This is a genomic window from Nitrospirota bacterium (assembly GCA_016214385.1).
Taxonomy (GTDB): Bacteria; Nitrospirota; Thermodesulfovibrionia; order UBA6902; family JACROP01; genus JACROP01.
Window position 1 is genome coordinate 1 of sequence record JACROP010000158.1, and the last position, 26,985, is coordinate 26,985.

Below are 26,985 nucleotides of genomic sequence, written 5' to 3' on the forward strand. Positions count from 1 at the left end.
CCATCCCTAACTCATAATCACCTAAAGATATAAAATTTCTAAAAGTAGGACAGCCGTCTCGGCTACCCGTCTGACCCCGAAGCATCGGGGTCCTACCCGTGTTTGATATTCTAAGCTGTACCTCTTCAAGCTCTGGATGCTCTTTACAGTAGCACCTGTGGCATCCTGAACTGACCTTGCAACATCAACAGGGCTCTTAAGTGTTCCTACTGCATATATCCCTTTTTTCATGGCTGGTGCATCCACAAACCCTTCCTCTGTAAGAGGAATATCTATACCGATTGTAGAATCCTTTGTGCCCGGAACCATCCCTGCAGCAAGCACAACCATGTCGAATTTTCCTGTCACCTTACTACCTCCAGATATATCCTCTACTACAACAATAACATCCTTTGTCTCAGGGTCTTCTGTAATCTTAGCAACCTTGCCTTTTGTAAGGATAATATTCGGGTCGTCCTTCGCTTTCCATAAGAATCTATGCTCATAAAGCCCGGGTGTTCTGAGGTCTATATAAAATATCTGGGCCTTTGAATCAGGATACTGCTCCCTCACATACATAGCCTGCTTTAATGATGCGAGGCAGCATATATATGAACAGTATGGGAGGTGGTTCTCATCCCTCGAGCCTGCACACTGAACAAAGGCAATATTTTTCACTTCCTTCCCATCAGAGGGACGGACTATCTTACCCTTTGTTGGCCCATTCGGGGATGATAGCCTCTCCATCATCATATTAGAAATAACATTCTTGACCTTGCCGAATCCCAGGTTATCTACTTTATTCAGATCATAAGGGGCCCATCCTGTTGCCATAACGATCGCACCTACTTTAAGGTTTACTGTCTCTGGCTTCATGCCAAAGTCAATTGCATCATATTTACATGCATCGAGACATGCCTTCTTGCAGCCTTCTTTGCAATATTTATCGTCGATCACATATTTAAAAGGGAATGCCTGTTCAAAAGGAAGATATGCGGCCTTTGTCTTATCCATGCCAAAATTAAACTCATTCGGCCTTTCAGAAGGGCATGCCTGTGCGCAGGCATCACAGCCTACACATCTGTCATTTACATGCCTGGGTTTAATCTTCAGGGTTACATCATAATTGCCTTCCTGCCCTGAGATCTTTTCAACTTCTGCGAGGGTATAGATAGTAACATTTGGATTATTTTTTATCCTCTTGAACTGTATCTCAAGGCCGCAACTCGGAGGACAAAGTTTCCAGAAATATTTATTTAACTGGGCAACCCTTCCACCTAAATAAGGGTTTTTCTCCACTATAGTAACATCATAGCCTGCCTCTGCTGCCTCGATGGCAGAGGTAAGTCCGCTCATTCCTCCGCCTATAACCAGTATACCTTTTTGATCGGGCATGAAAAATCTCCCTTCTCACTTTTTACTTCTTACTTCTTACTTCTCATTTCTTTTACAGAAAGGCTAAGGCTGCGATTTACTCAATCTCAACCTTAGCCTCAACCTTAATTACTCAACTACGGGAACATCTGGACGTAGGGAACCTTCTTGAATTCCCATGTGTTGGTCTCTACATTGTATCTCGAGTTCACGAAGCACTTCCAGTTTGTATCATCGATCTTCGGGAAGTCTGCCCTGTAGTAGTAACCAGGATACCTCGACTCTTGTCTAAAAAGTATATGCCTTGCATGAGTCTCAGCAGCCCATACCCTATGGTAGTTCTCCCAGCACCTCAGAAGCTCATGGAGATTGGCTGCAGCGAGCCTTGCACCGTCTTCCTCGAGCACCGCAAGCTTCTTAAGCCCTTCCTCGATCAAGGTCTTGCTTGTGACATACCAAGTGGCGATGCCGCCGACATACTCGTCCATGATCTTCATGAGCCTCTTCTGATACATGTCAGGCTTTATGTAGTGAGGGCTGACGTTCCTCGGGTCATTGGGCGGGAATGTCCCGGAAGTGGTATAGGTCTTATACTTCTCATAAATCTCAAAAGGCAGATACAGCTCAGCCACGAGGGCGTCTATCTTATTCTTAAGCACAGGCTTATAGCCCATATTATCGAGGATGAAGGCTATTGCATTCTTTCCAACAATCCTTCCCTCTGCATGGGAGCCAGAAGAGAACTTATGGCCTGAGGCGCCTACAACATCGCCAGCCATGAATAGACCCTGGACAGTTGAGATCCTGTTATAACCCCACGACCACTCTGCCGGAGCACCTTTTATATCACCTGGCCCGCTCACCCAGAAACCAGCGCAACCTGCATGAGAACCAAGGAGATATGGCTCTGATGGGATTAATTCAGATGGCTCCCTATCAGGCTCGATATCAGATGCTGCCCACATCCCTGCCTGGGCAATAGTCATATCGAGGAAGTCCTCCCATGCCTCTGCCTCAAGGTGTTTGAGCTTCTTTGCACCCTCTTTATCACCAAGTTTCTCTTTAAATCCCTTACCCATTGCCTGCATCGCTGTATGGGTCTGCATCTTTATGGGTCCCTCACCTGCCCTCATAGAAATCATCGATACATGATTTCTAAGACATGTTCCCATGGCTTTACCATATCCGGGGTAGTCCCTCTCAACAGCATCTCCATATTTCACCGCGGGGTCTTCACCCATGGCATTCAGTGCCTTTGCCTTGAAGAAAAGGAACCATGCACCAACAGGTCCATAGCCATCCTTAAATCTCATGGGAACAAACCTGTTCTCCATAAGGGTCATTTCTGCACCTGCCTGCATGCCGAAATAATAGCCTGACCCTGAATTCCATACAGGGAACCAAGCCCTTCCCATCCCTTCACCTATAGAACGGGGCCTGAATACATTAACAGCACCACCCATGCCATTGAGGATCGCCTTTGCCTTGAAGACATAGACCTTATTCTCCCTTACACTGACGCCGATCGCACCGGCAATCCTGTTGGGAACATTGGCATCCATTATAGGTTTTGTTATGAAGACCCTCTCGAAGTGGTTCTGGTCAACGCCTGTTGCCTTTCTGTTATGCTCAAGTGCCTTTTTTGCAGCCTCTGCAACAATAACCTTATAGGATTCACCATTTATCATTACCTGCCATTTGCCGGATCTGACAACAAGTTTCTCCCTTTCTTCATTAGAAGCGATATCCTTTAGAAGTGGCTTCTCTGCATCTTTTGCCTGCAGGCCGTCGAGAGAAAACCCATCATCACCCTTCTTCCAGATAGGGAGTCCCCACTCCTCAAAGAGATGGACGGAGTTGTCCACATGCCTTCCGAGGTCAAAGACGAGGTCTTCCCTTATGATGCCCATAAGGTCAGTTCTCACATACTTTACATAGTCTTCAATCTTGTTGCCACCCATATAGGTATTAATAGCAGACAGCCCCTGAGCAACTGCACCGCTCCGGTCTGTAGCTGCCTTATCAACCATTGTTACCCTGAGACCCTTAGGCGTTGCCCATTGGCATGCCTCAAAGGCAGCCCCACAGGCAGACATACCACCGCCGAGGATCAAAAAGTCTGTCTCATGTTCTATAACCTCTGGTCTTTCGCAATACGAAAATGTGCAAGTCTCTTTTTCCATGTTATCACCTCCTTATTTACTCTTTCCTGGCTTCATAATTAAAATAGCCAGGCTGTTTTATCTTTGAATAATCAACTTCAGGGTGTCCTGCACAAGGATCAATAGAGCCTTCTGGCGTCGTCCTTATGGGGAACTTGAACCTCTTGATAGCTCCGTTTCTGAACGTGATCGTCCACATAACAGAGTCTGTGCCCCTTAAAGGGATGACACTCGCCCCGAGTGGGACATAGTCAGCATATCCCCTCACCTCTACCGCCTGCACGGGACATATCTTAACGCAGTTATAGCATTCCCAGCACTGGTCTGGCTCCTGGTTATATGCCTTCATCTTCTCCCTGTCAAGAGCCATAAGGTCATGGGGACAGATATACTGGCATGCTGTCTTATCCTGAGCCTTACAACCGTCACACTTTTCGGTAATCACAAAACTTGGCATAATTAACACCTCCTCCTAAATAAAGTTAAAAGTTAAAAGTTGAAAGTTAAAAACTTCCTCCACCTCCTCTCGATTTTATTATTTTTTGGTTTGTGATTTTATAAACTCATCCATAACATTAAGGCTCTTCTTCTCAACCACAAGGGCAAATATTTTGTCCTTTATAGCCTTTGGAAGAAGCTCGATACTCTTGGTTGTAGCGCTATCAAACTTTGCCATGGGAAATAGCTTCAGTATCTCATCCTTTTGCATTTCAGTATTGGGAACGGGTAATACCTTCAGCCCTGCCAGCATTTCCTTAGCCATACCTGCAAGGCCTGCCTTCTGGAGCTTCTCGAGCCTCTCCTCGTTAATCCATATATTTATAGGGTACGTCTCAGTCATATTCTCCTCCTATTTCAAGGGTTCGATTGTAAATACCGGGTTTCTCTTCTTTAAATATTCTTCTGTAACAAATGGAGAGCCGCTTCCGTATTTTTCAGCACATTCCATAATAATATCAAAGACCTCTGGCCTGAATATAAGTCTCGGAGGTTTCACACCATCCTGAATTATGCTCCTGATAAGTGTTCCGCTGAAGGACTGCTTTTTATCCTTATGCCCGCAGAGGCCTGAATAGGTAACCTCAGCACAGACAGGGCAGTACCACCAGTCAAGATTGAATATCGGTTTTATTTTAATTGAATCTTTGGGAATCTTGTTGAATATCCTGTGGGCATCATAGGGGTCATAGTAGCTTCCGACACCTGCATGGTCTCGTCCGAACATGTGGTGGGTGCAGCCGAGGTTGGTCCTCAGGGCAGCATGGAATACAGCCTCTCTCGGCCCTGCATAACGCATGTCCCAGAGGGTGATAGAGACCATATGGGCATCCTCCCTGAAATAGCCTGCCTTTCTAAGGGCATCATGTGTTAGGACGATGGCCTCGTCTATATAGTCGCCTGTCCTCTTCTCGCCGATTATTGGATTCGCAAGCACACCACCGAGGGACCTCTCCACAGGGAGTGAACCATAAGCCCCAAGCCATGCACCCTTCATGAGCCATTCATGGCCTGTGTGAGGGACATTCCTGGTCTGATGGGCTATTATCATCTCCCAACCCTTTTCTTTAAACCTCTCCCTCATCTGTTTAGGCGTAAGCCAGAAATCTGTAAAAGGTGGATTTATCTTTGGAGGATTAAGGAGTGTGATCTTACCTCCGAGGAACTTATCCTTGCAGTTATAAGTCCTTTTTACACCAGGATGTTTTTCCTCTGTGGTCCCATAGACCATCATGGCCATTTCTTTCTTATCATATGTGAATATCTCGGTTATATCGAAGATAGCGAGGGGGTTGCCCTGATAGGTAAGAATGACTTCATCGTATTGCTTTATGCCTTTTTCTTTCAGTTCTTCGTCAGAGATATCGAATACTATAGGGATGCTCCATACGGTCTTTCCGTCTGCAAGTGTCATATTCTTGCAGACAGATTCAACATCAGCCTTTGTCATAAAACCTTCGAGGGGGGTAAAAAAGCCATAGGCAATATCAATCACCTCTGTGGCAATCTGCAGGCGGACAGGCAGCTCCTTTACCTTTGCCTCTTTCATTTCCTGTAACCTTTTAATCGCTGTGGCTTTTGGAATAACCCTTTCTACAATCTCCTTGCCGCCATGACCTATAAACTCCATCTGTGTCCTCCTTGAATTCAGAATATAGGTCTTATATGACCTATATTACCTATTTTGCTATTGCTGCACAGACCTTGCGAAAGATCTCCTCTATGCTTCCTACTCCCATAACAGATTTAAGCTTCCCCTTTTTGGCGTAATAATTAATAAGTGGAGCGGTCTGAGACTCGTATACGTCAAGCCTTTTTTTGATTGTCTCTTCTTTATCATCGTCCCTCTGATAGAGCTCACCACCACATTTATCACATACATTTTCTTTTTTGGATGGAGAAAAATAGATATTATACATCTGCTGGCAATTTTTGCAGGTTCTTCTACCTGTGAGTCTCTTTAGTAAGTCATTCTTAGGGACATCAACACTCAAAGCGAAATCAAGGGGCATCCCCATGTCATTTAACATCCTGTCGAGTGTCTCTGCCTGGGCTGTATTCCTCGGAAAACCATCGAGGATATAGCCCTTTTTAGTGTCACCCTGCTTCAGCCTTTCCTCAATCAGCCCTATGACAACTTTATCCGGGACGAGCTCACCTTTATCCATGTAGGACTTCGCCTCTTTCCCAAGCGGGGTACCGTCAGCCACAGCCTTTCTCAGGATATCACCTGTTGAAATCTGAGGAATTCCATATTTTTCTATTAGTTTCTTAGCCTGCGTTCCTTTTCCAGCCCCAGGTGCACCAAGTAGAACAAGCCGCATGCATGCCTCCTTACTTAAGTTCCTTTTATTGTCTGGAATATTGAAATAACTAAAAATAAATACGCGTGCTATATTAATCAAACTACGGCAAGCGCTTTTTAAAAAAACCTTTTAACTTTATTGCGTTACTATATCTTAAGTCAAATTCATATTTTTGATATTAAGATAAAAATTACTTATCTATATAATAAAATACGCTGTCTAAGGCTTAGGTAAGGGTTCAAGGTTTAGACTAAACTCTATACCGACTCTTGATATTTTGTTTTCCCCAAGAGATACCTGTGAAGCTCTCTTAATGCCATTGCCCTGTGGCTGATTGCATCTTTTTCATCATCGCTCATCTCGGCAAATGTCCTGTTGTGGCCTTCGGGATAAAATACAGGGTCATAGCCAAAACCATTAAAGCCTCTCGGCTCTCTCCCTACCCTGCCTTCGGCATATCCATAGAATGTGTTTGTGCTGCCGTCAGGTGATACCAGAGTTATACAGCAAACAAACCTTGCCCCTCTTTTATCATCACCAAATGAACGCATCTCATGCTGCAGTTTTTCGATGTTTTCTCTGTCATCCGCACCTTCACCCGCATACCTCGCAGACAATACGCCAGGAGCCCTGTTCAGCGCGTACACCTCAAGTCCCGAATCATCAGCAATAGCAGGCATGCCTGTATATCTTGAAACAGTTGTCGCCTTTTTAACAGCATTAGCCTCGAATGTATCTCCTGTTTCTTCCACTTCAGGACACTCAGGGAAGTCATCGAGCGTAAATATTCTCAATGGCAAACAGAGAATCCTTTTTATCTCTTCGATTTTCTTCCTGTTTCTTGTAGCAAGGACTATATCCAATTTTTATACCCATCCCTCAGGATACAGCAGTGCGGCTGCAGATGAATTGTGACATTTTAGCATGAAAATACAGAGGAAAGGAACACATTCGATAGCTGAGGTAGAACAGCCTTGGGGTAGCGTTGTAAAGTCATCAGTGTTTATGTTAGTCTTACTCGAAAATTAACGGAGGTCTTTCTATGGTAAAAAATGACCGCTGGATAAGGGAGATGGCCCTGAGGGGGATGATAACCCCTTTTGAGGAAAATCAGGTAAGAGAGGGTGTTATCTCTTATGGTATAAGCTCTTATGGCTATGACATGAGGATTTCAGACGAATTTAAAGTCTTCACTAACATCAATAGTACAGTCGTTGACCCAAAGAAATTTGACCCGCTCAGCTTTGTGGATTTTAAAAGCGAGGTTTGCATAATCCCTCCAAATTCTTTTGCACTTTGTCGCTCTGTTGAATACTTTAAAATTCCGAGAGATACGATAGTAATCTGCCTCGGAAAATCCACTTATGCAAGATGCGGTATTGTAGTTAACGTCACACCCCTTGAGCCTGAATGGGAAGGCCATGTCACCATAGAGATTTCAAATACAACCCCTCTGCCTGCAAAGATTTATGCTAATGAGGGCATTGCCCAGCTCATATTCCTCGGCGCAGCAGAGCTCTGCACCACCTCTTATGCAGACAAACTCGGCAAATATCAGGCGCAGAAGGGAATAACACTACCAAAGATATGAGAAGTGAGAAGTAAAAAGTGATCCCGCATACTGCGGGACTATTTCCTATTTCTTACTTCCTAATTATAAGAATATGGAACACCGAGAGCGTATAATCCTTGCCCTTGATGTGGCTGGCACAGATGAGGCCATAGAAATAATAGAGAAATTTAAAGAGCACATAGATATTTTCAAAGTAGGCAATGAGCTCTTTACTGCCGCAGGGCCCAGAATAATAGAGGCACTTCATCTGCGCGGCAAAAAAGTATTTCTGGACCTGAAGTATCATGACATACCGAATACTGTATCAAAGGCCGCAGTTGCTGCTGCCCGTCTTGGCGTCTTTATGCTTACTGTCCATACAATGGGCGGTATGGAGATGATGAGGCAGTGTGCTGATACCCTCGTCAAATTTTCCCTCAAAGAAAATATCCAGAGGCCAGGACTGCTGGGTGTCACCATACTCACCAGCATAAACCAGGAAATTTTAAGAAATGAACTTGGCATCGGGCAGAGTATTAACACCCAGGTAAAACACCTCGCCGGCCTTGCACTCACGGCAGGGCTTGATGGTGTAATTGCTTCCCCCACCGAGACATCCATGATAAGAGCCCACTGTGGCAGAGGGTTTCTCATAGTCACCCCGGGGATAAGGCCATCGTGGTCACCGCAGGATGACCAGAAAAGGACAATGACCCCAAAGCATGCCATCAGAGAAGGGGCTGATTACCTTGTAATAGGCAGGGCAATACTATCACAACCCAACCCCCTCAGGGCACTCGAACTCATTGTAGAGGAAATGGCCAGTGCATGAATATGCTGCCATCCAAAGACAGATTTATAGAAAGTGCAACGGCAGGAAAGATATACCCGGTTTATACCGAAATACCGTTTATCCAGCCACATCACGCCTTTCAGACAATCAACAGGCCATATAGTTTTCTCTTTGAAAGTATTAAAGGCCCTGAAAAGATAGCTCGCTATTCCTTTATGGGTTTTGACCCTTTCCTGGTCTTTGAGGTAAAGAATGGTGTCATAACTATTAGTCCAGAAGACCAGAAGACTCCCGACTCCCGACTCTCGACTCCCGACTATCAATCATCCCTTTCTCCCCTAAGGAAACTGAAAGAATTATTTGAGGCCTATAAATTAGAACCTGTGGAAGGGCTTCCGCCATTTTATGGAGGAGCCGCTGGCCTTATAAGCTACGACTTTGTCCATTATCTTGAGCGTCTGCCAAAAAGCACACTCGATGACCTTTATCTGCCTGATGCGCATTTTATGTTCGTCGACACTATTGCTGCCTTTGACCATATAGATAAAAAGTTGTGGCTACTATCATGTCCTGGGGCAAGAGACATGATCAGAGCATCCCTAACACAATCCCACCCACTCATCCCTCCCCCTCGCCCGCCCCGCTTCGCGGAGCGAGGCCGGGGAGGGGGGAGGGTAAAGGAGGGGGTGAAAGACTGGGCAAATTATTATGAGGAGGCATGTGAGAGATTAAATTTTCTCAAGAAAACAATCCAGTCTGCAATTGCCAATCCACAATCCATAATCACCCCGAAAAATCGGGGCAAATCAAAGGATATAGAAGTCCGCCATGAAATGGGAAAAGATAAATACATAGATATGGTCAAAAGGGCCAAAGAGTATATAAAAGCAGGTGACATCTTTCAGGCCAATCTTTCCCAGAGGGTTTCTGCCCATCTGGGGGATGTAATTCCATGGCAAATCTACACACTCCTGAGAGAAATAAATCCATCTCCATTTGCAGCCTATTTAAATATGGGTGATTATTATATTGTAAGTTCATCTCCTGAGAGACTCCTGAGAGTTAAAAAAGACCTTGTAGAGACACGGCCAATTGCAGGGACAAGGCCGAGGGGTGTTGATGCAGAGGGGGATATAAAAATGAGGGCAGAGCTTCTTATAAATGAAAAGGAGCGGGCAGAACACATCATGCTCATAGACCTCGAGAGGAATGACCTCGGAAGGATTTCAGATTATGGCTCTGTATATGTGGATGAGTTCATGATAACTGAAGATTATTCCCATGTAATTCACATAGTCTCAAATATCCGTGGAAATCTTGCAGCAGGAAAAGATTGTTTTGACGCTATAAGGGCCGCTTTCCCGGGCGGAACAATTACCGGCGTCCCAAAGGTGAGATGCATGGAAATTATTGATGAGCTTGAACCAGTGGCAAGGGGGCCATATACAGGGTCTCTCGGCTACATAAGTTTCACCGGGGAAACGGACTTGAATATCATCATCAGGAGCTTTGTAATTAAAAATTACATTGCCTATGTGCAGGTAGGAGCAGGAATTGTTGCAGATTCAGAACCCGATAGGGAATACGAAGAGACACTCAAAAAGGCCGAGGCCCTTATAAAGACACTCAGGATGTCGTTGCGACTCGATTCTGAGCTGTAATCACTTTATAAAGAGCCTGACTCCCTTCTTTTTTGTCTTCATCTTTGAAAGGATCTCCTTAATATCGTACAGGGCCTCAATAACCTTTTCATGCCCCTTATGCATATCATTAAAGAAGCCCTCAAGTCGTTGCGACTCGATTCCGAGATGCAGCACGCTGTCCTTAAGGTCCTTTATAGCAGATTTAATCTCATCCACATAAGGGGGGACAGATTTTTCAGGCTGAACTTTTTCTTTAGACGATAAAAAAGACAGTATCTTGTCCTGGCCCTCTTTTATGCCTTTTATATCTATATGTTTATCTTTAAAGGAGCTTTCAAGTCGCTGCGACTCGATTCCGAGATGCAACACTGCATCTTTGAGGTCATTTACAATTGATATAATTTCATCGAGATAAGATGGTTTCAATACATCAGGATGTGGTTGTGGCTCGATCCCTGGCTGAATCGCTTCTTTCAATCCTGATGTCATCGCCGCGACTCGTTCCTGAGGAGGCGATGTAACAGGTGGCGCCTGGACGCCAGGACTCACAAATGTCTCCTTTGAGGGTTTTAAGTCCACTCCGTATTTTGCAACCATATGTTTAATAAGGTTTTTTATGGCTTCCCTGAAAGTCTCTTCTACCCCTTTTCCTTCAATTGCAACCGCCTCAAAAAATGGCGCATTCATTTTATTAAGGTTATTATTAAGTTCTGAAACATCCATGATATCTTTAACGTCCCTTTTGTTATATTGAAAAACAATAGGTATATTTTCAGGGTCTATATTGTTTGCCTTGAGGTTGTCTCTCATATTCTTAAAACTTTCGATATTCAGTTCTTTTACTTCTTTCTGAGAGTCTGCCACAAAAACAATTGCATCCACTCCTTTGAGCACAAGACGTCTTGTTGCATCATAACGAACCTGCCCGGGGACAGTATAAAGCTGGAACCTTATATTGAAATCCCTTATCTTTCCTAAATCCACAGGAAGAAAATCAAAAAACAGTGTTCTGTCAGCCTCTGTGGCTAAAGAAAGGAGCTTCCCCTTTGTTCTGGGGCTTAAGACTGAGTGAAGATAGTGGAGATTCGTAGTCTTGCCAGAAAGACCAGGGCCATAATAGACCACCTTGAGGACAATCTCCTTGGTCGCATAATTCAACAGAGCCATATTTCACAGGATACTACAAAATCCTGTTCTCTTCAAGCATACCCGCCAATCCCAAAATAAAGATAGGGGAAACACTGCATTTCTCAGTTCTATCTCTAAAGGATTATGGACCTGCCAAAAACTTGACATACCAATATAATATGTGTTATTTCTCTCCTATCTCGGTACGAGTCGATTCCGACTTTACCATTCTTTTAAGAAAAATCAAAAAGAGGGGAGGTGATTTAATTGATAAGGAAACCACATTTTCTAAAGGGCACTTTCTTTTTTGTCGCACTTCTAATGCTGATTGCTGTAATTGCTTCTGGGTGTGCTACAAAAGAGTATGTCAAAGAGCAGATAGACCCTGTTGCTGACAGGGTTAAGAAGTTAGATGACAGGCTTGCATCAATAGAAAAAAGGATTGCAGCCATAGACGGAAAGATGGACGGATTTAGCAAGGACATTGAGGATGCAAAGAAAGCAGCGGAGGAAGCCAAAAAGCTCAATCAATCTGCCATTGAGAGGGCTGAGAAGGCTGCTGAGAGGGCCGAGAAGGCCGCTGCAAAAGCAGTAAAGGCATTTGAGCAAAAACAGAGAAAATAATTAATGGGTTTTTGTAATGGCAACAGGAAGGCCTTTTGCATCCTTGACTACCTGTTTTAGCAGGTCAATATCCACAAGGCGCAGAAGGCCTTTCTTTTTAATTATTGAAATGGCAGCTTTTAAAAGGCCCTTTGTATCCCCATTGATATTTTTATGAACTTCAAGAAAGACATCCCCGCTTTTTAAAGCAACCTTTATAGGACTGTTAAGGATTACAATCTTTGTGCCAATTTTTACAGAGTCAAAAAGTGATTCTATATCTTCCTGATACATGCGGATACAGCCACGACTCACCCTTCTACCAACACCATATGGCTTATTTGTTCCATGAATTCCGTAGCCCTTAATAGAAAGTTGCAACCAGTAACCCCCAAGCGGGTTTTCAGGCCCTGGCGGAACAAATCTTGGCATTTCTGGGTCCTCTTTCCTTGCTGACTCAGGCACATGCCAGACAGGGTCTTTTACCTTTGCAGTAATCTTATAATTACCAGGCGGGGTACCAAAACCCTCCCTGCCTATACCTATTGAAAAAATCCTGACCATCCTGATACTGCCAGCTTTAAAAAAATAATAAAGACGCATCTCTGGCAGGTTTATAACAATACCTTCACCTATCACCTCTGGCAGAATATATTCGGTCGGCAAAATAATCTCTGCCCCCCCTGGTGGTATCCACGGGTCTACTTCAGGGTTTGCGTTAACAACTTCGCTATACCCCAGCCTTAAATCCTTAGCTACATCCAGGAGAGTTTCACCATCCTTTATCGTATAGGGAAGCGTCACACCGATTATAGGCTTTTTATCTGAAGGTGTTTGTCCAGGAAGGATATCGTAAGTATACGCACCTCCTGCAAAGACATAGTGCGGAGCCAGAAAAATCCCGATAAACATAAAAATAATAACGAGGGGCTTCTTCATTTTCATGAATTTAATATAACATAATCTCAGGTTTTTGTTAACAGGGGAAAACACTTGTCAATAAACTTTCTGAAAGCTATAATGTCAAAAATGAGGAGGTAAAAATGCTAAAAAAAGTTAATGTAAATGAGTTATACCGTTGCTGCGAGCCTTCTGAATTTATCTTTCACACAACTGATGAAATTCCTCCACTTGAAGGAACGATTGGCCAGGAAAGGGCACTGAGGTCTCTGGATTTTGGCCTTGGCATGGACAGCCATGGGTTCAACATCTATATCCTCGGTGAAAGTGGCACAGGGAAGATGACCACTATAAAGGCCATTCTCTCTGAGATGGCAAAAGCAGAACCAGTACCCAATGACCTGTGTTATGTATACAATTTTAAAAACCCTGACGCCCCTGATGCCTTATCCCTCCCGCCAGGGCAGGGACTGATATTTCAGAAAGATATGGATGAACTTATAAAAGTCCTGCGGGTTGAAATACCGAAGATTTTTGAATCAAAAGAATATGAAAGGCAAAAAACAAAAATCTTTGAAGAATTTCAGCAAAAGCAAAAAGACCTGCTTTCAAGCCTGGAAGAAGAAGCAAAATCAAAAGACTTCTCTATAAGAAAAACTGTCAGCGGCCTTGTAATGGTCCCTGTGAAAAAAATTGGAGAACCACTTAGCGAGGAAGACTATGAAAACCTTGAACCAAAGACCCGAAGGAGAATAGAAGAAATCGGCAAGCAGCTACAGGATAAACTTGACGACATCGTGCGGCTTGTAAGAGCAATAGAAAAGGATGCCAAACAGAGAATAAACTCGCTGGAAAGGCAGGCAGCACTCTCGGCTGTTGGGCACTGGATAGACGAACTTAAAAGTAAATACCGGCTAAATTCCGAAATCCTGAGCTACCTCGAGGATGTAAAGGAGGATATCCTTGAACACCTTGAAGACTTTAAAACCCAGGAAGAACAGGCACCAGCCCTGCCGTTTTTAAAGCCCTTAAAGGCAGAGGTTTCATTCGTGCGGTATGATGTAAATGTACTTGTAAACAACAGTGATTCCAAGGGAGCACCTGTTGTAATCGAAAGCAACCCGGCCTATTACAACCTGTTTGGAAGGGTCGAACACAAGGTGCAGTATGGAATAGCAATAACAGATTTTACAATGATAAAGGCCGGCTCCCTTCACAAGGCAAATGGCGGCTATCTCGTAATCAACGCCCTCGACCTGCTTAAGAATCTCTTTGCTTATGATGCACTTAAAAGGGCCATCAAAGAAAGGGCAATAAAAATCGAGGATGTGTGGGAGCAGTACCGTTTAGTCTCTACCGTGACCCTGAGGCCTGAGGCCATACCACTGAATGTAAAAGTAGTACTTGTTGGTAATCCGTGGCTTTATTACCTGCTCTATAACCTCGATGAGGAATACAGGGAGTTATTTAAGGTAAAGGCTGATTTTGACAACCGCATGGAGAGGGACAAAGAAAATATATTTAAATATGCAGCTTTTGTGCGCGCAAGGTGTATAGAGGAAAACTTACTGCCATTTGACCGTAGCGGTGTGGCGAAAATAGTGGAGTATGGCTCAAGGCTCGCAGAACACCAGGGAAAACTCTCAGCAAAATTCAGCAGTGTCGCTGATCTTTTAAGAGAAGCAAACTTCTGGGCAAAGAAAGACAAGAGCAACATTGTAAAAGCCGAACATGTTGAGAAGGCACTGCAGGAAAAGATTTATCGGAGCAATAAGATAGAAGAGAAGATAAGGGAGGCTATCAAAGAAGGCACCCTCCTCGTAAATACCAGTGGCTCTGTGACTGGACAGGTAAATGGACTTGCTGTGTTGGATACGGGAGATTACAGCTTTGGCAAGCCATCGAGGATTACGGCAAAGACTTATGCTGGAAAGGCCGGAATAGTAAACATTGAAAGGGAAACAAAATTAAGCGGTAAAATCCACGAAAAAGCCATAATGATTTTGATAGCCTATCTTGGCGGAAAATATGCTACAAAACACCCATTAACCCTATCCGCTTCCCTGACCTTTGAACAGCTTTATGATGAGGTAGAGGGAGACAGTGCTACATGCGCCGAAGTCTATGCACTTTTGAGCAGTATATCTGGCGCTGCCCTCAAACAGTCCATTGCTGTAACAGGCTCCATGAATCAGCTCGGTGAGGTTCAGTCTATCGGAGGAGTCAACGAAAAAATAGAAGGGTTCTTCGAGGTCTGCAAACTCGATGGCCTCAGCGGAGAGCAGGGCGTAATAATACCAAAAGGGAACTTAAAAAACCTGATGCTAAAAGGTGAGGTTTTAGAGGCTGTGCAAAACGGCAAATTCAATATTTATTCAATTGATAATATAGAGGACGGCATTGAAATCCTCACAGGGATGCCAGCAGGTGAGCTCCAGCCTGATGGGACATATCCAGAAGGAACATTGAATTACATTGTTGATAAAAGATTGAAAGAACTATCTGAGGTTTTAAAGGAAAAGAAAGAAGAGGAAAAAGAAAAAACCAACAAATAATGAAGACGTTTTTATGGCTCATCGAAGCCTTTTTGTTCCTTGCCCTCGTGCTGTTTTTAGGTATTCTTCCAAAAAATCTCTCCATTAAAATTGGCGAGTTTCTTGGTTCATGCCTTTTTTATACGTGGAGCAGCAGAAAAAAAATAGCCCTTAAAAATATTGAAATAGCAAAAAAGGGAGGGTTAAATATCCCTTCCACGCCACACGATATTGTCATAAGGCACTTTAAAAATCTGGGGCGCTCATTTGCAGAGCTTTCAATGCTTTTTTGCAGGAGATACCCCATAGCAAGGAATATAGAATTCGAGGGTATAGAAAATTATGATAAGGCAAAGGCAAAAGGTCGCGGGCTTATCTTTATTACAGGACATTGCGGGAACTGGGAGCTATTGGCTTTTGCACAGGCATGGAGGGGTTCCCCTTCATCTGTTGTTGTAAGGCCACTTGATAATCCATACCTGAACAGATTTATAGAGAAACTGCGGATGAGATTCGGGAATAAGGTAATTTACAAGAGGGGAGCCCTTAAAGAAATCTTAATGGCCCTCAAAAAGGGCGAGGATGTTGGAATCCTCATGGATCAGAGCGTTGCAGAAAACGAGGCTGTCATAACAGAGTTTTTTGGTGAAAAGGTCTATACCACAAAAATGCCGGCACTCTTTTCAATAAAGACAGGTTCATCAGTGATACCGGCGTTTATCAACTATACAGGGGATGGGAAACACAGGGTCTGGTTCGGCGAAGAAATCGCCGTAAAGAATACAGGCAATCTGGAGGACGATGTCCTTTATAACACAGAAGTCTTTTCAAAATACATAGAAGAATACATAAGGGAACACCCATCAGAATGGCTCTGGATTCACAGGCGGTGGAAATTAAGCCATGGCAGAAAATATTAAGAATAAGAAAATTTTAATCCGCGGGGTCAACTGGATAGGAGACGCAGTCCTCACAACTCCGACCATAAGGGCGCTGAGAAAAGCCTTTCCTCAGGCTCACATAAGCCTCCTCGTAAGGCCATGGGTTGCCCCAATCTTTGAGTCAAACCCTCACATCAACGAGATTATTCTTTATGAAGACAGGTTTAATGGAATCACCGGGAAATTAAAACTCGCAAAGATATTGAGAGAAAAAAATTTTGATACAGCCATCCTGTTACAGAATGCATTTGATGCGGCCATTATTGCATGGCTTTCAAGAATTCCAGAGAGGATAGGATACGAAAGGGACGGAAGGGGATTTCTCCTTACAAAGGCAATACCTGTAACAAAAGAGATTCTAAAGAAACATCAGGTCTATTACTACCTGAATCTCATCGAGGCAATGGGCATCGAGGCAAAAGTCGGTGCGACCAGGGAAGCACAGCTCAGTTACCCCGAACCGTCGGGGCAACGACCTTACATATATCTTAGAGATGAAGAAGTCCAGCAGGCGAGGTCTCTTTTAGCCCATTACCCATCACCCATAATAGGCATCAATCCAGGCGCAACCTATGGCTCTGCAAAGAGATGGATGTCAGAAAGGTTTGCAGGGCTTGCACAGAGGATAATTAATGAACTCGATGGAAAAGTAGTGATATTTGGAGGCCAATCAGAGGTCAAAATTGCAGATGAAATTGTTAACGAACTCATCACGCATTACGCATCACGCATATTGATGATGGCTGGTAAAACAGATTTGAGGGAGCTTATCACATTAATTAATGAGTGCGATGCCTTTGTTACCAATGACTCAGGCCCAATGCACATAGCCTCTGCACTCGGTGTACCAATAGTGGCTATATTCGGCTCAACAGACCCGTACATCACAGGCCCCCTCGGTGATGGACACAGGGTCATAAAGAAAAATATACAATGCAGCCCGTGCCTGAAGAGAGAATGCCCGGAAGGGTCTCTTAAGTGTATGGATGCTATCACAGTCGAGGATGTCTTTGATGCAGTTCAGGATATCTTGCCAAAAAATAAAGCAGTACTCTTAGACAGGGATGGCACCCTTATAGAGGATGCAAATTATCTAAACGACTTCAGCAAATTAAAAATTTTTCACGGTGCAAAACAAGCCCTCGCAAGACTCAAAACAGCCGGCTTTAAACTCATAGGTGTAACCAATCAATCAGGCATCGCCAGGGGAATTGTCAGTGAAGAATTTGTTAAAGAGAGCAATAGTTATATTCAAAAAGAACTCGATATAGATGCGTTCTATTATTGTCCCCACCATCCTGATGATTCATGCACGTGCAGAAAACCAGAACCAGGGCTCCTCCAAAAAGCAAGGCTTGAACATGGAATAAACCTTAAAAATTCCTATATAATAGGAGATAAATTGTCAGACATGCTTGTTGCAAAAAGAGTCGGGGCAAAGGGCATCTTTGTAATGACAGGAACTGATGTAGAAGTAGCTCAAGGAAAAGATGTAGCTTCTTATGTGGCAGATGACCTGGAGGGAGCAGTAAATTGGATATTACGGCAGGAAAAACAATGAAGACCAGTCCTCCAGAGAGGATACTGATAATAAAGCCAAGTTCTCTCGGCGACATTATCCATTCTCTGCCTTTTCTGAAGGCCATAAGAGATTCCTTCCCTGAGGCCTGCATCGAGTGGGTGGTGAGCAAAAAACTCAAAGGAATCCTGGAAGGCCATCCCCTCATCAACAACCTCATTATCTTTAATAAAGATGAATGGGGACAATTTAAAGATATCTCAAAGACTGTAGGGGAAATGTTTGCAGTGATAAAGGAACTCAGGGCAAAGTCATTTGATTTAGTCATAGATTTGCAGGGCCTTTTACGCAGCGGCATTATAAGCTTTTTTGCCTCAGCGCCTGTAAAAATAGGTTTTGAAGAGGCCAGGGAGGGCAGCCGTCTTTTCTATAATAAAAGAATCTCTGTAAATGGAAGTCTTCACGCTGTGGATAAGTATCTGGAAATTGCAAAGGCCATACTGAAAGAACACAGAATACAGAATACAGAAAAGGTCGAGTTTCCCCTATACATAGATAGGACTGCAAAAGAAAGTGTAAAAAAACTCCTCTCGGAGACCTCGACTTATTCGGGGGGTAGACTTAAAGAAAAAGAGTATGTTGTAATCGTGCCATCTGCAAGATGGCAGACAAAGAGATGGCCTGCAGAATATTTTGGCGCCCTTATAGCAGGTCTCCCAATCCCATCTGTCATCACAGGCGGAAACGCGGATAAGGAGATTGCACAAAAAGTTGTGGATTCCTCTAAGGGCAACGGCATCGATCTGTCTGGCAGGACAAACCTGAAAGAGCTCATCGCCCTGATAGCAGGTGCAAAGGCTGTGGTCAGCAACGACTCAGGCCCTATGCACATCGCTGCAGCACTCAACATACCTGTTGTAGCGCTCTTTGGCCCTACAGACCCTGAAAAGACAGGGCCGTACGGATGGAATCGTCCCGGAGCTTATGGTCTAACAGTATTGCGGTCTTCTTTAAACTGCAGCCCCTGTTTTAAAAAAACATGCAAGGAACCAATATGCATGAGCGCCATACCTGTAAAAACAGTCTTTGAAGAATTGAGGAAATACCTGTGAAAACAGTCAGGGGTCAGGGGTCAGGGGTCAGAGGTCAGAGGTCAGAGAACAGACTTCTGTTTCCTGTATTCTGTATTCTGTGCTCTATGCTCTGCATCCTATTTCTTCCTATCAATCTTAAGGCCGACCCATCAATACCCGAGAGATTAACCTATTCCCTTTACTGGATTGGCGTAAAAGCTGGCACTGCCACCATGCAGGTCGAAGATACTGCAGAAGGCATCAATATTACATCACGGGCCAATTCTGACGAATGGGTATCTGTCTTTTATACTGTTGAGGACTTTGCCCGGAGCGCCATCAGACCAGATGGATACCCTAAGAACTACAGGATAAAGATAAGAGAGGGCCGGCACAGGAGGGATAAAGAGGTTCAATTCTACACAGAATCTCACAAAGCCCTTTATAACGATTATATTAAGAATGAGCAGATTGAATTTGATTTGCAAAAACAGGCATTTGACCCACTTTCTGGCCTTTATGAGCTGAGGAAAAGAGACCTCAGGGTAGGCCGCACCGAATACATAGATAATATCTTTGACAGTAAAAAGCTCTGGAGTGTCGAGGTCCAGGTCTTAAGAAAAGAAAAAATAAAGACGCCAGCCGGCGAATTTGACACTATAGTTGTAAAACCTATCATTAAATCCGAAGGCCTTTTCATGAGCAAAGGTGAAATCCTTATCTGGCTAACAGATGATTTAAAGAAGGTCCCGGTTATGATGAAGACAAAGATTAAACTGGGAAGCATTACTGCAACACTCACAGGAGGGGAGTTTTAAGCCGTCATGCTCTCAGTAGCCATAATTACCCATAATGAAGAGGTCAATATAAAAGACGCCCTTGAAAGCGTAAAATGGGCTGATGAGATTGTCATAGTAGATTCTTTCAGCACTGATAAGACACTGGGTATCTGCAGGTTGTACACAGACAAAATCTATTCTCAGGAGTGGGCGGGTTATGCAGAACAGAAAAATAAGGCTGTCTCATTGGCAAGTCACCCATGGGTACTTGTGCTCGATGCAGATGAGCGGGTAACAAAGAGTTTAAGGGATGAAATTCTTAGCATAATTAGAAACACAAAAGACAATGAAAATTACCCCTCCCCCACCCCCCTCCCTCAAGGGGAGGGGGCAAGGGGGAGGGTGGATGGCTATTACATCCCGAGAAAAAATTTTTTCCTTGGCCGCTGGATCCGGCATGGCGGATGGTGGCCTGACTATGCACTGAGGCTTTTTAGAAAAGAAAAGGGATTTTTCGAAGACCGTGAGGTGCATGAGTCTGTAAAATTAAATGGCGAGACCGGCTATCTCAACAACCCGGTAGAACATTACACATACAGAGATATAGAGGACTACATTAAAAGAATGAACACTTACTCTACATTGGCTGCAAGAGAGCTTTTTAAAAAAGACAGGGGTGCAGGCATTTTTGACCTGACACTAAGGCCTCTTTTTACGTTTTTTAAGATGTATCTCCTTAGACTGGGGTTTTTAGATGGTCTATATGGCCTTATCCTTGCCGTGCTTTATTCTGTTTATACCTTCAGCAAGTATATTAAACTGTGGGAGATGCAAAAAACAAAGGGTAGATATTAGGATTTAGAATCTGTCTTAATTCAGGGGGATAAAATGCATATAGGCGTTATAGGTACAGGTTATGTTGGACTTATTACAGGCGTCTGCTTTGCAGAATTCGGCGTTAATGTTACCTGTGCGGACAAAGACGAAAAAAAGATAAAAAGCCTGAAGAAAGGCATTGTGCCCTTTTATGAGCCAGGGCTTGAAGAAACGCTTCAGAGAAATCTCAAGGCAGGACGCATCCGCTTCACAACAAACATTGCTGATGCAGTGGATTCCTCCCTGGCAATCTTTATAGCAGTTGGTACTCCTCCAAGGGGAGATGGCTCGGCAGACCTTGGATACATAGAAGATGTTTCAAAAGAAATAGCAAAACACATGAAGAGCTACAAGGTGATTGTGACTAAAAGCACTGTGCCGGTTGGCACCGGAGAAAAAATAAAAGCGCTTATCTCCAGAAATCTTAAAGAAAAGGTAGATTTTGACGTTGTCTCAAACCCTGAGTTCTTAAGAGAAGGCTCAGGCATAGAGGACTTCATGAGGCCCAACAGAGTCGTTATAGGAGCCTCCAGTCCGCAGGCCATTGCTATCCTGAAAGACCTTTACAGGCCACTTTATTTAATCGAGACACCATTTATCACCACAACCGTAAAATCAGCAGAGCTTATAAAATATGCCTCCAATGCCTTTTTAGCAACAAAGATATCCTTTATCAACGAGATTGCAAACCTGTGCGAAGATGTCGGGGCCGATGTCCATGTGGTTGCGAAGGCAATGGGTCTTGACCACAGGATAGGCCCAAAATTTCTCCATCCAGGGCCTGGCTACGGCGGTTCATGTTTTCCAAAAGATACACGTGCCCTCCTGCAGTTAGCAGGGGAAAACAAAACTGCCCTTGAAGTAGTAAAGGCAGCCATAAAAGCCAATGAAAACCAGAAACATCGGGCAGTAGAAAAAATAAAAAATGCCATGGGCGTATTAAAGGGAAAAACAATCGCTGTACTGGGCCTTTCCTTTAAGCCAAATACCAATGATATCAGGGAGGCCCCGTCCCTTTACATTATTGACAACCTGCTTAAAGAGGGTGCAAAGACAAAAGCCTATGACCCAGTTGCAATGGAGGATGCCAGAGAGCTCTTCCCTAAAATAAAGTATTGCAGGGATTCTTATGATGCATCAAAAGGAGCTGACGCCATTGTAATAGTCACAGAGTGGAATCAGTTTAGAAACCTGGACATAAGAAAAATAAAAGAACTCATGCGAGGCAACTTCTTCTTTGATCTTAGAAATATCTATGAGCCTGAGAAGATGAGAAAACTCGGATTTCATTATTATTCTGTTGGAAGGACATAACCCCGTTACTCCTCTGCTCCTTGACTTTAGGAGCCGGATTCCACTAAATTAACTGATGCGAAGACCCCTTATAGCAGCAAACTGGAAAATGAATAAGACAATAAAAGAAACGAGGGATTTTATAAGCGCCTTTCTCCCATTGGTCAAAGATGTTACAAATGTTGATATTGCGCTTGCGCCACCCTTTACTTCCCTGCTAACTGCAGCCAATCTGTTACAGGGAACCAATATAAAACTTGCAGGCCAGAATGTTTTCTATGAGGAAAAAGGTGCCTTTACAGGAGAGATTTCTCCTGCCATGCTCCGTGATACAGGATGCAGCCATGTGATTATCGGCCACTCTGAAAGGAGGCAATATTTCTCAGAAACCGATGAGGTTGTAAATAAAAAGCTCAGGGCAGCAAGAAAAAATGGCCTCGAGATTATCCTCTGTATCGGAGAGTCCCTTACAGAAAGGGAGGAAAATAGAACTTTTGAGGTTCTTGATAAACAACTCTCAGGTTCGCTAAGAGATATACCCATAGAAGGGATAACAATTGCCTATGAACCAGTATGGGCCATAGGTACAGGAAAGACTGCCACATCGTCTCAGGCCAATGAGGCTCACACCTTTATAAGGGGCCATCTGGGAGAGCGATATGGAGAAGGTGCTAAAAATATCAGGATTCTTTATGGTGGAAGTGTGACCCCTGAAAACATTGATTCCCTGATGGCAGAGTCAGAAGTAGACGGGGCACTTGTCGGTGGCGCAAGCCTTAAGACAGAGAGCTTTGCAAGAATAATAAAGTTTCAAAAATCATAGGAGGAAATAGATGTTTACATTAATAGTTGTAATTCACCTGATGGTCTGTGTGTTTTTAATATTCATTGTACTGCTACAGAGCACCAAGGGAGCGCAGATTGGCGCTGCCTTTGGAGGTTCAAGCCAGACCCTTTTTGGAAGTCGGGGTGCGGCAACTTTTTTAAATAAACTCACCACAGTTGCAGCCATTGTCTTTATGTTGACTTCTTTAAGCCTTGCTGTTTTATCTGCCAAAAGAGGCTCTATCGTGCTGCAAAAACAGCCTGTTCAGGAAACTCCAGCAAAACCCTTTTCAGAATCTCCTTCAGGCCCTGTACAGGAAAAACCTGCGGCTCCTCCCCAGCCAGCAAAATAACCAGGGTATTTCCTTTTTAGAGAGGATGTTCCCTGTATAATGTTTAAGATTTGCTTTAAAAATTCCTTGCAACAACCTATAAAAATGTGTTAAAATTTGTTTTAAATGACAGCCCTTAAAAAGAGACTCGGTCTCACTCTAAGGCACAGGCTGGTCCTGACCATAACCCTGGCCAATGCCCTTCTCCTCAGTATAATGGTATGGCAGGCTTTCTCCATCTATCATAAGAGTCTCTCAAGAGAAGTATCTGCAAAACACACTGCACTGATAAACGGCTATGTAAACACATGTGCAAAGTTCATCCTGGAGGAAGACTGGGGAGGACTTTCAGAAACAACAACTGCTCTTAAAAACCATCCAGGAGTAATCTCCGCGACTGTAACGGATAGTAATGGGAAAGTAATCTTCAGTAGCGACGCAAAAATGGTCGGCAAAACTCTCGAAGAGATAAAGATAAAGAAAGCTGCCTCTGAAGAAAATCAAGATGTAATTACTCCAATCTCAGTGAACGAACATAATGTAGGCACATTATGGGTAAGGTTCTCAATTAAGGATATCGTAGATGGGAAAAAACGGGCAAAAAATATTGCCTTTGGAATCAGTATCCTCCTGATCTCATTAAATGCAGCAGTGGTTTTTATCCTGGGAAAGACCTTTGCAAAACCTATTGAAAAGCTGGCATCAATCAGCAGGAGGATATCCCGGGGTGATTATTCTACACATATAAGGGTAACTACAGAAGATGAGGTTGGAGACCTTCAAAAAGCCCTTATACACATGATTCAATCCTTGAAAATGAAGGAAGAAGATATAAGAAAAGAGGCTGAAAGGACATCGATTGTTTGTGAGTTGGGTAAGACCATAAATTCAAAGCTAAACATAGACGACGTCTATTACACCTTTGCTCAGGGAGTAAAAAAACTGGTCCCTTATGACAGGATCAGCATTTCCTCCTGTGATGAAAAAACAGGCACAATCCATATGGTCGCTGTTTTACAAAATAATGGGTCAGCATCCGCTGAAAAAATAATCAGACCGAAGGAAAGAAGTGCCATTGGCTGGGCAATCGACAAGAAAAAACCATTTATCCGTAAGGATACCGCCCTTGAGAAGCAATTCTACGAAGATAAAATTGAGGGGATACGGTCTTATATAATCGTGCCGCTGATTTCCAAAGGCAAGGCCATCGGGACCTTCAACCTCGGCAGCCATATCCCAAACAGTTATGACGCAACAGTCCTCGAAATCCTTTTGCCCCTTTCCCAGCAAGTAACTATTGCCATGGAAAATTCCATGCTCTTCAGTGAACTTCAAAACCTGTTTATAAACACCATAACAACCCTCACAGAAGCCATTGATGCAAAATCCGGCTGGACAAGGGGACATTCTGACAGGGTAATGGCATTATCCATAGCTATAGGGGCTAAGATGGGGCTTAATAAAAGTGCATTGGATAGACTCAAGCTTGCAGCCCTTCTTCACGATATAGGCAAGATAGGCACTGACAGAGAGCTTCTATATAAATCAGGTGCTTTAATGGGAAGCGAGTACGATGAGTTTAAAAAACATCCTTCAAAAGGAGAGGAGATATTGAGGCATATCAAACAGCTTCAAGACATCATGCCTGATATCAGGCATCACCATGAGAGGTATGATGGAAAAGGCTATCCTGATGGTCTCTCGAGGGATGCGATACCAATAGGCGCAAGGATACTCGCTGCTGCAGATGCCTTTGATGCCATGACAACCGACAGACCTTACAGATCTGCTAAATCTCTTGCGGAAGCTAAGGATGAACTCATAAAATGTTCAGGGACACAATTCGAGCCTGATGTTGTAAAAGCACTTATTGAGGTCTTAGAGAGTGATATATCAAAAGGCATCGGGTAGGATGGCATTAGCACACCCTACCCATCTACTCATTGTCCTGTCCTTATCAGCCACGGCTGATTCGCTGTGGCGAAAAAGGCTAATTTTTAATGATACTTCTCGCCTTCCTTTAGACTTTTATACTTCTTTTCTTCCTTAGAATAGAGGCGTTTATTCTTTACCTGTGGTATTGAGAAATTACCTTTAACCTGCCACTTATCCTTCAGGTAATACCACGGCGCAAAGCTTGAGGTCTTCCAGCCTTCTTTGACCTTTATCTCTGTTGTAGCCTGCATATCCTTTATGAATAAACCCTTTTTATTGGCTACTACAGTATGTTTTCCGTCAAAGGGTTCTGCACCCTGGTCTGAAAATTTCCACGAAACCTCTTGTCTTTGCTCTCCACCCTTTGTGTGGCAGCTTTCGCACTTCCTTGATTTGCCATATTTGTGAGACATCTTGTCCATCTGTATCCACGCAAGGACATTGTCATTTTCAGGCATCCCTTTCAGTAGCCCAACAAATGCATAGGCATCATCTGTCCTTTCAAGGTCAGGGAGATTTAAAGGGTATCTCCATGCAAGCCCGAGTTTAAGTCCCCCTGCAGATTTCTGGTTCATTGCAGCCATTGCATAGGGCTTTACAGGTATCCATCTTCCTTTCTGGTCTTTGATAAGAATGGGCTCTTTCATTACACCATAATAGTCTTTATACTTTTTGAAAGGCGTAGCAACACCACCAACCTTACCAGGTCCCCAGAATGTGCCGGTATAACCACCAACATCCTGGATATGGCATGCCTCACATGAGAGTTTTTTGTGAATAGATTTTGAGACTGCCTTCACAGCAGGCTCATGGCACTTGTTACATTTAGCCTGCCTCTTTACCTGTCCATGCAGGAGTTTTTTATTCTTAGCCGCAGTCTCATGACAGTCTGTGCAGAGGAGCCCCTTTGAATAATGCACATCAGGGGTTAATCCCTTTGGATTTGAATAATCTCCTGCTATGTAGCCAGCTCCCCTCCTTCTGTCCTCAGGCCCTGCATGGCATATGGAACCCCTTCCACCACCATAGCAAGTCTGGGGAGATGGAGCCTTTGTGAATGTATGAGATCCCATCCTGGGGTTGTTCGGGTCTTTCTTGCCTGGTTTGTAGTGACAGTCAAGGCAGCCCACATGGCATGTGTTACACGCCTTCTGGTTAATCTTAGCCATTTCCTGTGTGTAGGGGACAGATGTGTTTTTTGCTATCTCAGCTTGACTATCCACAAACCATAGACCGCAATTATGGGGTCCCCTTTTCTTATCGGTCCATATCTTATACTGGCTCTGCTTTGCATTGTGACCCATGGCGGTCTTCTTGAATTCCTCCATCTGCTTTTGGTGGCAGATGCCACAGGTCTTTTCCTGAACAGAGTAATCATAAGAGAGGGTATCAGGGTTTTTGTCATGAAATAAAATTGTGTTTACCTCTGGGTCTTTTACCTGTTTTCCTTCTTTTTCAACCATTGGCAAAAGGTCAATCATTTGATTTTTCCCTCTTGGCTCCAGAGACTCAGGCGCAAATTTCTTAAGTTTATCCCTTGTCACTGCTTCGAATCCCTTCGTCTTCACATAGTAGAGCCTGAGTATTCCCTTATGTGCGCCTTCCCTGGTATTGTCCTTTGGATTTCCGAGGTGACAGTCTGTGCATGAGGCAGGCATACCTGTCTGCTTGGCAACCTCCTCCTGGGTCATTGTGAATTGCGGAAAACCCAGCTCTTTCATCTTAGCTGCATTACTATGGCACTCAAGACAGCTATTGACATCCTGAGGCTTTTGCTGCGCAGTGGTTTTACTGCTGACAATGAGTAATGAGATAATACCCAGTGTCAGGACAAAAAATATTAATATCGATTTCCTCATTTCCCCTCCTTAATCAATTAATCGTTTTGTCAAAACTTAACCACAGAGAACACAGAGTTCACAGAGAAAAGTGTAAAGAAA

The 26,985-nt window shown here is 43.7% G+C and carries 24 protein-coding genes; 14 read left to right on the forward strand and 10 right to left on the reverse strand.

All coding sequences use genetic code 11. From position 1 onward, the window contains the following. Positions 1-21: 21 nt before the first annotated feature. The 7 genes from HZC12_09710 to HZC12_09740 all read right to left on the reverse strand — a co-directional run bounded on the left by HZC12_09710 (position 22) and on the right by HZC12_09740 (position 7,182). On the reverse strand, positions 22-1,374 hold the full coding sequence (locus HZC12_09710) for a CoB--CoM heterodisulfide reductase iron-sulfur subunit A family protein (protein MBI5026979.1): 1,353 nt from the start codon (positions 1,372-1,374) through the stop codon (positions 22-24). Positions 1,375-1,490: 116 nt separating this feature from the next. Further along, a complete protein-coding gene (locus tag HZC12_09715; protein MBI5026980.1) occupies positions 1,491-3,536 on the reverse strand; it encodes an adenylyl-sulfate reductase subunit alpha in 2,046 nt (681 codons plus the stop codon). 16 nt (positions 3,537-3,552) lie between these two features. Further along, positions 3,553-3,972 (reverse strand): adenylyl-sulfate reductase subunit beta, encoded by a 420-nt coding sequence (aprB, locus tag HZC12_09720; GenBank protein ID MBI5026981.1) that lies wholly within the window; start codon positions 3,970-3,972, stop codon positions 3,553-3,555. Between the two features lie 78 nt (positions 3,973-4,050). Beyond that, complete coding sequence (locus tag HZC12_09725) at positions 4,051-4,356, reverse strand: hypothetical protein (GenBank protein MBI5026982.1); 306 nt, start codon at positions 4,354-4,356, stop codon at positions 4,051-4,053. A gap of 9 nt (positions 4,357-4,365) precedes the next feature. Continuing rightward, positions 4,366-5,643 carry a sulfate adenylyltransferase gene (gene sat, locus HZC12_09730; protein MBI5026983.1) on the reverse strand — a complete coding sequence of 426 codons (1,278 nt, stop codon included), beginning with the start codon at positions 5,641-5,643 and terminating at the stop codon, positions 4,366-4,368. 49 nt (positions 5,644-5,692) lie between these two features. Next, positions 5,693-6,337 carry an adenylate kinase gene (locus HZC12_09735; protein ID MBI5026984.1) on the reverse strand — a complete coding sequence of 215 codons (645 nt, stop codon included), beginning with the start codon at positions 6,335-6,337 and terminating at the stop codon, positions 5,693-5,695. A gap of 239 nt (positions 6,338-6,576) precedes the next feature. Continuing rightward, a complete protein-coding gene (locus tag HZC12_09740) occupies positions 6,577-7,182 on the reverse strand; it encodes an XTP/dITP diphosphatase (GenBank protein ID MBI5026985.1) in 606 nt (201 codons plus the stop codon). 179 nt (positions 7,183-7,361) lie between these two features. Between HZC12_09740 and HZC12_09745 the strand changes: the two genes are divergently transcribed. The 3 genes from HZC12_09745 (at position 7,362) to HZC12_09755 (ending at position 10,325) form a co-directional block, all read left to right on the forward strand. Further along, entirely contained in the window at positions 7,362-7,910 is a 549-nt protein-coding gene (locus tag HZC12_09745; GenBank protein MBI5026986.1) for a dCTP deaminase, read from the forward strand. A 73-nt stretch (positions 7,911-7,983) separates the two neighbouring features. Beyond that, positions 7,984-8,703 (forward strand): orotidine-5'-phosphate decarboxylase, encoded by a 720-nt coding sequence (pyrF, locus tag HZC12_09750; protein ID MBI5026987.1) that lies wholly within the window; start codon positions 7,984-7,986, stop codon positions 8,701-8,703. 467 nt (positions 8,704-9,170) lie between these two features. Next, positions 9,171-10,325, forward strand: a complete 1,155-nt coding sequence (locus HZC12_09755) for an anthranilate synthase component I family protein (protein ID MBI5026988.1) — start codon at positions 9,171-9,173, stop codon at positions 10,323-10,325. Here HZC12_09755 and HZC12_09760 read toward each other — a convergent pair whose 3' ends face one another. Next, a complete protein-coding gene (locus HZC12_09760) occupies positions 10,326-11,474 on the reverse strand; it encodes a GTPase domain-containing protein (GenBank protein MBI5026989.1) in 1,149 nt (382 codons plus the stop codon). A 228-nt stretch (positions 11,475-11,702) separates the two neighbouring features. Between HZC12_09760 and HZC12_09765 the strand changes: the two genes are divergently transcribed. Further along, a complete protein-coding gene (locus HZC12_09765; GenBank protein MBI5026990.1) occupies positions 11,703-12,059 on the forward strand; it encodes a hypothetical protein in 357 nt (118 codons plus the stop codon). Here HZC12_09765 and HZC12_09770 read toward each other — a convergent pair whose 3' ends face one another. Further along, complete coding sequence (locus HZC12_09770; GenBank protein ID MBI5026991.1) at positions 12,060-12,983, reverse strand: L,D-transpeptidase family protein; 924 nt, start codon at positions 12,981-12,983, stop codon at positions 12,060-12,062. A gap of 98 nt (positions 12,984-13,081) precedes the next feature. On the opposite strand from HZC12_09770, the gene HZC12_09775 reads away from it, so the two are divergent. The 10 genes from HZC12_09775 to HZC12_09820 all read left to right on the forward strand — a co-directional run bounded on the left by HZC12_09775 (position 13,082) and on the right by HZC12_09820 (position 25,021). Continuing rightward, entirely contained in the window at positions 13,082-15,493 is a 2,412-nt protein-coding gene (locus HZC12_09775) for an AAA family ATPase (GenBank protein ID MBI5026992.1), read from the forward strand. Beyond that, on the forward strand, positions 15,493-16,392 hold the full coding sequence (locus HZC12_09780) for a lysophospholipid acyltransferase family protein (GenBank protein ID MBI5026993.1): 900 nt from the start codon (positions 15,493-15,495) through the stop codon (positions 16,390-16,392). Before HZC12_09775 ends, HZC12_09780 begins: the two co-directional genes overlap by 1 nt. Continuing rightward, positions 16,376-17,974: a lipopolysaccharide heptosyltransferase II gene (waaF, locus tag HZC12_09785; protein MBI5026994.1), complete on the forward strand. Its 1,599-nt coding sequence runs from the start codon at positions 16,376-16,378 to the stop codon at positions 17,972-17,974. Before HZC12_09780 ends, waaF begins: the two co-directional genes overlap by 17 nt. Next, complete coding sequence (gene waaC, locus HZC12_09790; GenBank protein ID MBI5026995.1) at positions 17,971-19,044, forward strand: lipopolysaccharide heptosyltransferase I; 1,074 nt, start codon at positions 17,971-17,973, stop codon at positions 19,042-19,044. Before waaF ends, waaC begins: the two co-directional genes overlap by 4 nt. After that, positions 19,041-19,823, forward strand: a complete 783-nt coding sequence (locus HZC12_09795) for a DUF3108 domain-containing protein (GenBank protein ID MBI5026996.1) — start codon at positions 19,041-19,043, stop codon at positions 19,821-19,823. Before waaC ends, HZC12_09795 begins: the two co-directional genes overlap by 4 nt. Before the next feature lie 6 nt (positions 19,824-19,829). Next, the gene (locus tag HZC12_09800) at positions 19,830-20,639 is read left to right on the forward strand and encodes a glycosyltransferase family 2 protein (protein ID MBI5026997.1); all 810 of its coding nucleotides are present in this window, start codon (positions 19,830-19,832) and stop codon (positions 20,637-20,639) included. A gap of 33 nt (positions 20,640-20,672) precedes the next feature. Continuing rightward, complete coding sequence (locus HZC12_09805; protein MBI5026998.1) at positions 20,673-21,974, forward strand: UDP-glucose/GDP-mannose dehydrogenase family protein; 1,302 nt, start codon at positions 20,673-20,675, stop codon at positions 21,972-21,974. A gap of 55 nt (positions 21,975-22,029) precedes the next feature. Then, on the forward strand, positions 22,030-22,776 hold the full coding sequence (locus HZC12_09810; protein ID MBI5026999.1) for a triose-phosphate isomerase: 747 nt from the start codon (positions 22,030-22,032) through the stop codon (positions 22,774-22,776). A gap of 10 nt (positions 22,777-22,786) precedes the next feature. Beyond that, entirely contained in the window at positions 22,787-23,131 is a 345-nt protein-coding gene (gene secG / locus HZC12_09815) for a preprotein translocase subunit SecG (protein MBI5027000.1), read from the forward strand. Positions 23,132-23,236: 105 nt separating this feature from the next. Further along, the gene (locus HZC12_09820; GenBank protein MBI5027001.1) at positions 23,237-25,021 is read left to right on the forward strand and encodes an HD domain-containing protein; all 1,785 of its coding nucleotides are present in this window, start codon (positions 23,237-23,239) and stop codon (positions 25,019-25,021) included. An 86-nt stretch (positions 25,022-25,107) separates the two neighbouring features. On the opposite strand, the gene HZC12_09825 is transcribed toward HZC12_09820, so the two are convergent. Then, entirely contained in the window at positions 25,108-26,904 is a 1,797-nt protein-coding gene (locus tag HZC12_09825) for a NapC/NirT family cytochrome c (protein ID MBI5027002.1), read from the reverse strand. Positions 26,905-26,985: the final 81 nt, after the last annotated feature.

What these genes read in the sequence shown, in the direction of transcription:
- HZC12_09710 (MBI5026979.1), bottom strand. Translation starts at nt 1,374, where the DNA reads ATGCCCGATCAAAAAGGTATACTGGTTATAGGCGGAGGAATGAGCGGA.
- HZC12_09715 (MBI5026980.1), bottom strand. Translation starts at nt 3,536, where the DNA reads ATGGAAAAAGAGACTTGCACATTTTCGTATTGCGAAAGACCAGAGGTT.
- aprB (MBI5026981.1), bottom strand. Translation starts at nt 3,972, where the DNA reads ATGCCAAGTTTTGTGATTACCGAAAAGTGTGACGGTTGTAAGGCTCAG.
- HZC12_09725 (MBI5026982.1), bottom strand. Translation starts at nt 4,356, where the DNA reads ATGACTGAGACGTACCCTATAAATATATGGATTAACGAGGAGAGGCTC.
- sat (MBI5026983.1), bottom strand. Translation starts at nt 5,643, where the DNA reads ATGGAGTTTATAGGTCATGGCGGCAAGGAGATTGTAGAAAGGGTTATT.
- HZC12_09735 (MBI5026984.1), bottom strand. Translation starts at nt 6,337, where the DNA reads ATGCGGCTTGTTCTACTTGGTGCACCTGGGGCTGGAAAAGGAACGCAG.
- HZC12_09745 (MBI5026986.1), top strand. Translation starts at nt 7,362, where the DNA reads ATGGTAAAAAATGACCGCTGGATAAGGGAGATGGCCCTGAGGGGGATG.
- pyrF (MBI5026987.1), top strand. Translation starts at nt 7,984, where the DNA reads ATGGAACACCGAGAGCGTATAATCCTTGCCCTTGATGTGGCTGGCACA.
- HZC12_09755 (MBI5026988.1), top strand. Translation starts at nt 9,171, where the DNA reads ATGTTCGTCGACACTATTGCTGCCTTTGACCATATAGATAAAAAGTTG.
- HZC12_09760 (MBI5026989.1), bottom strand. Translation starts at nt 11,474, where the DNA reads ATGGCTCTGTTGAATTATGCGACCAAGGAGATTGTCCTCAAGGTGGTC.
- HZC12_09770 (MBI5026991.1), bottom strand. Translation starts at nt 12,983, where the DNA reads ATGAAAATGAAGAAGCCCCTCGTTATTATTTTTATGTTTATCGGGATT.
- HZC12_09775 (MBI5026992.1), top strand. Translation starts at nt 13,082, where the DNA reads ATGCTAAAAAAAGTTAATGTAAATGAGTTATACCGTTGCTGCGAGCCT.
- HZC12_09780 (MBI5026993.1), top strand. Translation starts at nt 15,493, where the DNA reads ATGAAGACGTTTTTATGGCTCATCGAAGCCTTTTTGTTCCTTGCCCTC.
- waaF (MBI5026994.1), top strand. Translation starts at nt 16,376, where the DNA reads ATGGCAGAAAATATTAAGAATAAGAAAATTTTAATCCGCGGGGTCAAC.
- waaC (MBI5026995.1), top strand. Translation starts at nt 17,971, where the DNA reads ATGAAGACCAGTCCTCCAGAGAGGATACTGATAATAAAGCCAAGTTCT.
- HZC12_09800 (MBI5026997.1), top strand. Translation starts at nt 19,830, where the DNA reads ATGCTCTCAGTAGCCATAATTACCCATAATGAAGAGGTCAATATAAAA.
- HZC12_09805 (MBI5026998.1), top strand. Translation starts at nt 20,673, where the DNA reads ATGCATATAGGCGTTATAGGTACAGGTTATGTTGGACTTATTACAGGC.
- HZC12_09810 (MBI5026999.1), top strand. Translation starts at nt 22,030, where the DNA reads ATGCGAAGACCCCTTATAGCAGCAAACTGGAAAATGAATAAGACAATA.
- secG (MBI5027000.1), top strand. Translation starts at nt 22,787, where the DNA reads ATGTTTACATTAATAGTTGTAATTCACCTGATGGTCTGTGTGTTTTTA.
- HZC12_09820 (MBI5027001.1), top strand. Translation starts at nt 23,237, where the DNA reads ATGACAGCCCTTAAAAAGAGACTCGGTCTCACTCTAAGGCACAGGCTG.
- HZC12_09825 (MBI5027002.1), bottom strand. Translation starts at nt 26,904, where the DNA reads ATGAGGAAATCGATATTAATATTTTTTGTCCTGACACTGGGTATTATC.